At 44.0% G+C, this 8,132-nt stretch carries 7 protein-coding genes; all 7 read left to right on the top strand.

Annotated elements, in window-relative coordinates; genetic code table 11:
- Positions 1–1,701 (top strand): primosomal protein N' (gene priA, locus QZ359_RS05640; RefSeq protein WP_293963946.1); only part of this gene is annotated, 1,701 nt, incomplete at its 5' end.
- 12 nt (positions 1,702–1,713) lie between these two features.
- Positions 1,714–2,649 carry a methionyl-tRNA formyltransferase gene (fmt, locus tag QZ359_RS05635; RefSeq protein WP_293963945.1) on the top strand — a complete coding sequence of 312 codons (936 nt, stop codon included), beginning with the start codon at positions 1,714–1,716 and terminating at the stop codon, positions 2,647–2,649.
- Positions 2,642–3,955, top strand: a complete 1,314-nt coding sequence (rsmB, locus tag QZ359_RS05630) for a 16S rRNA (cytosine(967)-C(5))-methyltransferase RsmB (protein ID WP_261066287.1) — start codon at positions 2,642–2,644, stop codon at positions 3,953–3,955. The genes fmt and rsmB overlap by 8 nt, the downstream gene beginning before the upstream one ends.
- A gap of 14 nt (positions 3,956–3,969) precedes the next feature.
- A complete protein-coding gene (locus QZ359_RS05625; RefSeq protein WP_261066286.1) occupies positions 3,970–4,710 on the top strand; it encodes a Stp1/IreP family PP2C-type Ser/Thr phosphatase in 741 nt (246 codons plus the stop codon).
- Complete coding sequence (gene pknB / locus QZ359_RS05620; RefSeq protein ID WP_060805455.1) at positions 4,707–6,608, top strand: Stk1 family PASTA domain-containing Ser/Thr kinase; 1,902 nt, start codon at positions 4,707–4,709, stop codon at positions 6,606–6,608. The genes QZ359_RS05625 and pknB overlap by 4 nt, the downstream gene beginning before the upstream one ends.
- An 88-nt stretch (positions 6,609–6,696) precedes the next feature.
- Positions 6,697–7,455: a threonine/serine exporter family protein gene (locus QZ359_RS05615; RefSeq protein ID WP_000392874.1), complete on the top strand. Its 759-nt coding sequence runs from the start codon at positions 6,697–6,699 to the stop codon at positions 7,453–7,455.
- A gap of 1 nt (position 7,456) precedes the next feature.
- Positions 7,457–7,906, top strand: coding sequence for a threonine/serine exporter family protein (locus QZ359_RS05610; protein ID WP_020901615.1), 450 nt, complete (start codon positions 7,457–7,459; stop codon positions 7,904–7,906).
- Positions 7,907–8,132 lie beyond the last annotated feature (226 nt).

Raw genomic sequence — 8,132 nt, 5'->3', positions numbered from 1 at the left:
GAACAAGGTGCTGTGACCATAGTCCAAAAGGAAGTGCAACGCTCAGCTGCTTATTTTGAAGGCATTGAGGCAAGTCGGCCTTTGGAATTGAATCCAGAGCAAAGACAGGCGTGTGATGCGGTTGTCAGTGCGATTGGCAGTCATCAGCCACCCTTCCTCCTTCAAGGGATTACAGGAAGTGGGAAGACCGAGGTTTACTTGCAGATTATCCAAGGAGCCTTGGACAAGGGCAAGACAGCTATTTTGCTGGTACCTGAGATTTCCCTGACTCCACAAATGACGGAGCGTTTTATTGCTCGATTTGGTGAGAAAGTGGCCATTCTTCACTCAGGCTTGTCTAATGGTGAAAAATATGATGAATGGCGCAAAGTGGAACGTGGCGATGCTCAAGTTGTGGTTGGTGCCAGATCGGCCATCTTTGCTCCGCTGAAAAATCTAGGTGTTATGATTATCGATGAAGAGCATGAAGCGACTTATAAGCAGGACAGTAATCCCCGTTATCATGCTAGAGAGGTAGCTATTTTACGGGCTCAGTATAATCAAGCAGCCCTGGTACTTGGTTCAGCAACTCCTAGTCTGGAAAGCCGTGCTCGCGCTGGCAAAGGTGTCTATCAACATTTACGTCTGACCCAACGCGCCAATCCTTTAGCTAGGATCCCTGAGGTTCAAGTGGTTGACTTTCGTGACTATATTGGACAAAACGAGACGTCAAACTTTACGCCTCCCTTGCTAGAAGCCATTCAAGATCGTCTAGCTAAAAAAGAGCAGGTAGTTCTTATGCTCAATCGCCGTGGTTATTCTAGCTTTGTTATGTGTCGGGAGTGTGGAACGGTGGATACTTGTCCCAACTGTGACATTTCCTTGACCTTGCACATGGATACCAAGACTATGAACTGCCATTATTGTGGTTTTTCGAAGGATATTCCTCACGTTTGCCCCAACTGTAAGAGTCGCAGTATTCGTTACTACGGGACGGGAACTCAGAAGGCTTATGACGAGCTAGCAGAACTCTTTCCGCAAGCCCGTATTTTGCGGATGGATGTGGATACGACCCGTAAGAAAGGTAGTCACCAAGCTCTTCTTGACCAGTTTGGACGAGGTGAAGCGGACATATTGCTTGGTACACAGATGATTGCTAAGGGATTGGATTTTCCAAATGTAACCCTAGTCGGAGTGCTCAATGCGGATACGGCATTGAATCTACCAGATTTCCGTTCTTCTGAGAGAACCTTCCAACTTTTGACTCAGGTGGCAGGTCGGGCAGGACGTGCTGAAAAAGTTGGGCAGGTCTTGATTCAGTCTTACAATCCTCAGCACTATGCTATTCGATTTGCAAAAGACCAGGACTACGAAGGCTTTTATGCCTATGAAATGGGTATCAGACGACAACTTGGTTATCCGCCTTACTATTTCACCATTGGCATTACCCTTTCTCATAAGAAAGAAGAAGAGGTTGTCAAACGTGCTTATGAAGTCATGAACATTTTGCGATCAGGCTTGTCAGAGACCAGTCACATTCTGGGGCCGACGCCTAAACCTATTGCCCGTACCCACAACCTCTATCATTACCAGATTTTAATTAAATACCGTTTAGAAGATGAGCTGGGGACGACCCTCAACCAGGTTTTGGCCTTGACTCAAGAACGGGAAAATAGTGAGCTCCGTCTCAGCATTGACCATGAGCCACAGCAATTTTTATAAGAAGGAGAAGATATGACAAAATTAATCTTTATGGGGACACCCGACTTTTCAGCAACAGTCTTAAAAGGTCTTTTGACAGATGACCGTTACGAAATTCTAGCCGTTGTGACCCAGCCAGACCGTGCTGTTGGTCGTAAAAAAGTGATCCAAGAGACACCAGTTAAGCAGGCTGCCAAGGAAGCAGGTCTTCCTATCTACCAACCTGAAAAATTATCTGGAAGTCCAGAGATGGAAGAACTTATGAAGCTAGGAGCAGATGGAATTGTGACTGCTGCTTTTGGGCAGTTTCTTCCAAGTAAACTCCTTGATAGCATGGACTTTGCGGTCAATGTTCACGCTTCCCTTCTTCCAAAACACCGTGGTGGTGCGCCTATCCATTATGCCTTGATTCAAGGGGATGAGGAAGCTGGTGTGACCATTATGGAAATGGTTAAGGAAATGGATGCAGGAGATATGATTTCTTGTCGCAGTATTCCTATCACGGATGAGGACAATGTCGGCACCTTGTTTGAGAAATTGGCGCTAGTTGGTCGTGATTTGCTTTTGGATACTTTGCCTGCCTACATTGCTGGTGATATCAAACCTGAACCGCAGGATCCAAGTCAGGTTACTTTCTCGCCAAATATCAAACCTGAGGAAGAAAAGTTGGATTGGAATAAAAGCAATCGTCAACTTTTCAACCAAATCCGTGGGATGAACCCTTGGCCAGTTGCTCATACTTTTCTAAAGAGCGACCGCTTCAAAATCTATGAAGCACTCCCTGTAGAAGGTCATGGAACTCCAGGTGAGATCCTTTCCATCGGTAAGAAAGAATTGATTGTCGCAACGGCAGAAGGGGCTCTATCCCTCAAACAAGTGCAGCCAGCTGGTAAGCCTAAGATGGACATTTCTTCCTTCCTCAACGGAGTTGGACGTACATTGACTGTAGGAGAACGATTTGGTGACTAAAGTAGAAACGGCTAGAAGTTTAGCCCTAGCAGTATTAGAGGATGTTTTTGTCAATCAAGCATACTCAAATATTGCCTTAAATAAGCATCTAAAGGGAAGTAAACTTTCGGCGGCAGACAAGGGCTTGGTGACCGAGCTGGTCTATGGAACGGTAGCTCGAAAACTGACTCTGGAATGGTACCTATCCCACTTTATCGAAGACAGAGATCAGTTAGACAGCTGGCTCTATGTCCTTCTTCTCATGAGTGCCTACCAACTCCGCTATTTGAACAAGATTCCAGACCATGCTGTGGTCAATGAAGCAGTAGAATTGGCCAAAGTCCGTAAAAAAGGCAGTGAAAAATTGGTCAACGCCGTCCTTCGTCGTATTCTACGTGAAGGCTGGCCAGATATCACCAGCATCAAACGAAAAAATAAGCGTGACTCCATTGCATATTCCCTTCCGGTTTGGCTAGTTGCCAAGCTCAAAGAAGAATACGGCGAAGAGCGAGCGCAAGCTATTTTTGAAAGTCTTTTGGTGCGCAACAAGGCCAGTATTCGTGTGACTGATTTAAGCCGAAAAGAGGAAATCCAAGTCTTGTTGGAGGCGAATAATTCCCTTTTAGCAACCACTGGTCTGGTTAAGGAACAGGGGCACTTTGCAGGCCATGATTTGTTTGCAGAAGGGGCTATAACCATCCAAGACGAGTCTAGTCAGCTGGTTGCGCCAACTTTGAATTTGCAGGGAGATGAGCGAGTGCTTGATACCTGTGCGGCTCCGGGTGGGAAAACAGCCCATATAGCCTCTTATCTCACGACAGGTCAGGTTACTGCTCTGGACTTGTATGACCACAAGTTGGACTTGATTCAAGAAAATGCTCAACGTTTAGGAGTTGCAGATCGGGTTCAAACGCAAAAATTGGATGCCAGAAAGGTGCATGAGTTTTTTGGTCAGGATTCATTTGATAAGATTTTGGTGGATGCTCCCTGCTCAGGAATCGGTCTTCTGCGCCGAAAACCAGATGTCAAATACAATAAAGAAACGGCAGATTTCGCGTCCTTGCAGGAAATTCAGCTAGAAATATTAGGTAGTGTTTGTCAAACACTACGCAAAGGTGGTATAATAACTTATAGTACCTGTACTATTGTCTCAGAGGAGAATTTTCAAGTCGTTGAGGCGTTTTTAGAAAGTCATCCTGAGTTCGAGCAGGTAAAACTAGAACATGAATGTAAGGATATCATGAAAGACGGCTGTATCCTCATTACACCTGAATTGTATGGAAGTGATGGATTCTTCATCAGTCAATTTCGCAAGATATCGGATTAGGAAGGAACTGACACATGGAAATTTCATTATTAACAGATGTTGGTCAGAAACGAACAAATAACCAAGACTATGTCAACCACTATGTCAATAGAGCTGGGCGTACCATGATTATTTTAGCTGATGGGATGGGAGGTCATCGCGCAGGGAATATCGCTAGTGAAATGGCGGTAACAGACCTAGGTATAGCTTGGGTTGATACCCAGATCGATACAGTCAATGAAGTGCGTGAATGGTTCGCCAATTACCTAGAAATTGAAAATCAAAAGATTCATAAACTTGGACAAGATGATGCCTATAAAGGAATGGGAACAACTCTAGAAGCTGTTGCTATTATTGGCAATCAGGCTATCTATGCTCATATTGGAGATTCTCGTATCGGTTTGATTCGTGGAGAAGAATACCACCAGTTAACGAGCGACCATTCTTTGGTCAATGAATTGCTTAAGGCAGGTCAATTGACACCAGAAGAAGCAGCTAGCCATCCACAGAAAAATATTATTACTCAGTCAATCGGTCAAAAAGATGAAGTTCAACCTGATTTTGGAATGATTACCCTTGAGCCAGGAGACTATCTCTTGCTCAATAGTGATGGTTTGACCAACATGATTTCAGGCAGTGAGATTTGTGATATTGTAACCAGTGATATTCCTTTGGCAGATAAAACAGCGACGCTTGTGCGTTTTGCTAACAATGCAGGAGGTTTAGACAACATTACGGTTGCCCTTGTTTCTATGAACGAGGAGGATGCAGAATGATCCAAATCGGCAAGATTTTTGCCGGACGCTATCGGATTGTGAAACAGATTGGCCGAGGAGGCATGGCAGATGTCTATTTGGCCAAGGATTTAATTCTAGACGGAGAAGAAGTGGCAGTGAAGGTCCTGAGGACCAACTACCAGACGGACCCGATAGCTGTAGCTCGTTTTCAGCGTGAAGCGAGAGCTATGGCAGATCTAGACCATCCTCATATCGTTCGGATAACAGATATTGGTGAGGAAGACGGTCAACAGTATCTTGCAATGGAGTATGTTGCTGGACTAGACCTTAAACGCTATATCAAGGAACACTATCCTCTTTCTAATGAAGAAGCAGTCCGTATCATGGGGCAAATCCTCCTAGCCATGCGTTTGGCCCATACTCGAGGAATTGTTCACAGGGACTTGAAACCTCAAAATATCCTTTTGACACCAGATGGGACTGCCAAGGTCACAGACTTTGGGATTGCGGTCGCTTTTGCAGAGACAAGTCTGACTCAGACTAACTCTATGCTGGGTTCGGTTCATTACTTGTCACCAGAGCAGGCGCGTGGTTCTAAGGCGACTGTACAGAGTGATATCTATGCCATGGGGATTATCTTCTATGAGATGCTGACAGGCCATATCCCTTATGACGGGGATAGTGCGGTGACCATCGCCCTTCAGCATTTCCAGAAACCACTGCCGTCAGTTATTGATGAAAATCCATCTGTGCCTCAGGCTTTGGAGAATGTTGTTATCAAGGCAACTGCCAAGAAATTGACAGATCGTTATCAGTCAGTTGCAGAGATGTATGTGGACTTGTCTAGTAGCTTGTCTTACAATCGTCGCAATGAGCCTAAACTGGTATTTAATGATACTACTAAGGCGGACACCAAGACACTACCAAAGGTATCCCAGAGTACCTTGACTTCGATTCCTAAGGTGCAAACACAAAGTCCGAAGCCACAGACTGCGAAGCCGAGTCAGCAGGCTTCAGAAGACAATTACGCAACCAAGCCTGTTAAGAAACGGAAATTTAGAGTTCGTTATATGATTTTGTTGGCCAGCATTGTATTGGTGGCAGCCTCTCTGATTTGGATATTATCCAGAACTCCTGCAACCATTGCCATTCCAGATGTGGCAGGTCAGACAGTTGCGGAGGCTAAGGAAACGCTCAAGAAAGCCAATTTTGAGATTGGAGAGGAGAAATCAGAGGCTAGTGAAAAGGTGGAAGAAGGGCGGATTATCCGTACAGATCCTGAAGCTGGAAAGACTCGAAAAGAAGGTTCGAAAATCAATTTGGTTGTCTCATCAGGCAAGCAATCTTTCCAATTGAGTAACTATATCGGCCGTAAATCGACAGATGTTATAGCAGAACTCAAGCAGAAGAAGGTTCCTGAAAATCTCATCAAAATTGAGGAAGAAGAATCAAGTGAGAGCGAAGCAGGAACTGTTCTCAGACAGAGTCCAGCTGCTGGAACAACCTATGATTTGAGCAAGGCCTCAACGATTACCTTAACCGTTGCTAAGAAAGTAACCAGCGTTTCTATGCCAAGTTATAAAGGATCTAGTCTTGAATTTACTAAAAATAATCTTGTTCAAATTGTTGGGATTAAGGAAGCCAATATTGAAGTTGTAGAAGTGTCGACAGCTCCTGATGGAACTGCTGAGGGTACAGTCGTTGAACAGAGTCCAAAAGCGGGTGAAAAGGTTGATTTGACTAAGACGCGTGTCAAGATTTCAATCTACAAACCAAAAACACCACCGTCAACGTCATCATCAGCACCATCCCAACGTGGAAACCAAGGTTCTACTACGACACCAAGTCAGGGGAACCAACAAGGAAATCAACGAGGGAATGCACCTGCTACGACTCAATCAAGCAGTGAAGGGAACCACGAAAATTCTCGTGATTAAACGAATCTTTGTCATGATTTCATGGCAAAGATTTTTTTTGACTCCAGATTTGTGATAGAATAGAGGAAGTTGATAAAAGGAGGAAAGCATGGAAGAATCAAAAGAATTAAATGCCGTTATTGATGTGATTATGTTAGCTGGAACCATTCTCCTCAAAAGTGGTTCAGAGATTCATCGCGTAGAAGATACCATGATTCGTATTGCGCATTCGCAGGGGATTGTGGATTGTAATGTTCTTGCCATGCCTGCTGCTATCTTTTTCTCGATTGAAAATACCAATATTTCACGAATGAAACGCGTGACTTCCTCTTCTTATAACATCGAAAAAGTCTGCGATGTGAATCAGATTTCTCGTCAGTTGGTAGGAGGAAAGCTTGATTTAGAGACGGCCTTCAAGCAATTGACGGCCTTGCAAGCCCAGCCCCTTCCTTATACTAAGTTGCAGGTAACTTTGGCTGCGACCTTTAGTGCTCCTTTCTTTTCAATTATGTTTAGTGGAAATATCTACGACGCACTTGGGGCAGGAGTGGCTACCTTATTTGGTTTTGCCTTTTCCCTCTATGTAGAGAAGTTTATCCGAATTCCCTTTGTGACAGCCTTTGCTGGAGCCTTTGTCTTTGGGATGATAGCCCAGTTTTGGGCTCGCTACACAGGTTTTCCCTCAACAGCAGATTTGATTATAGCTGGTGCTGTCATGCCTTTTGTACCAGGGATTGCCTTGACCAATGCGGTTCGTGATATTATGACCAACCACATAAACTCTGGTATGAGTAAGATGTTTGAATCCCTGCTCATTACCCTTGCTTTAGGGGCGGGAACTTCTGTCGCCTTGGTATTGATGAATTAATATGACACTAACAACCTTTTTATTACAAGCAGTAGCAAGTCTTCTTGCTATTATCACTTTTTTAATTGTACTCAATGTTCAACGGTCTATGCTCTTACCAGGAGGAATTTTGGGCATGGCCGTCTGGCTAATTTATCTTTTGCTCAAGGAACCGACCAATGTTATTGTGGCTACTTTTATTGCAGCCATTATCGGTTCTTGTGTCAGCCAGATTTTAAGTATTCTTTATAAGACACCTGCTGTGGTCTTTATCTTGGCCATCTTGGCACCTCTGGTTCCGGGTTATCTCTCCTATCGGACAACTGCCTTTTTTGTGACGGGAGATTACAGTCATGCCATTGCTAGTGCAACCTTGGTTGTTATGCTGGCTTTGGTTATTTCCATTGGAATGGCTAGTGGAACAGTGATTCTCAGACTTTATTCTCACTTACGAAAACAGCATAATGGTTAGAATAATAAGAGACTTGATTTGGTGAATCAAGTCTTTTTTCTCTCTTTTACTGCTATTTGTGATAAAATAGTATAGAACGATTTTTTACAATGAATGATAAAACAGAGGTAAATATGACAATCGGTATTGATAAGATTGGTTTTGCGACCAGTCAATATGTCTTGAAATTACAAGACTTAGCAGAAGCGAGGGGAATTGACCCTGAAAAATTAAGCAAAGGACTCTT

This window comes from Streptococcus sp. (assembly GCF_019414905.1).
Taxonomy (GTDB): domain Bacteria; phylum Bacillota; class Bacilli; order Lactobacillales; family Streptococcaceae; genus Streptococcus.
Note: the sequence above shows the minus strand (reverse complement) of the source record. Positions and strands in the feature narration are given on the sequence as shown.

Excerpts from the sequence above, each read along its gene's own strand:
- QZ359_RS05625 (WP_261066286.1), top strand. The coding sequence starts at position 3,970 with ATGGAAATTTCATTATTAACAGATGTTGGTCAGAAACGAACAAATAAC.
- pknB (WP_060805455.1), top strand. The coding sequence starts at position 4,707 with ATGATCCAAATCGGCAAGATTTTTGCCGGACGCTATCGGATTGTGAAA.
- fmt (WP_293963945.1), top strand. The coding sequence starts at position 1,714 with ATGACAAAATTAATCTTTATGGGGACACCCGACTTTTCAGCAACAGTC.
- QZ359_RS05615 (WP_000392874.1), top strand. The coding sequence starts at position 6,697 with ATGGAAGAATCAAAAGAATTAAATGCCGTTATTGATGTGATTATGTTA.
- QZ359_RS05610 (WP_020901615.1), top strand. The coding sequence starts at position 7,457 with ATGACACTAACAACCTTTTTATTACAAGCAGTAGCAAGTCTTCTTGCT.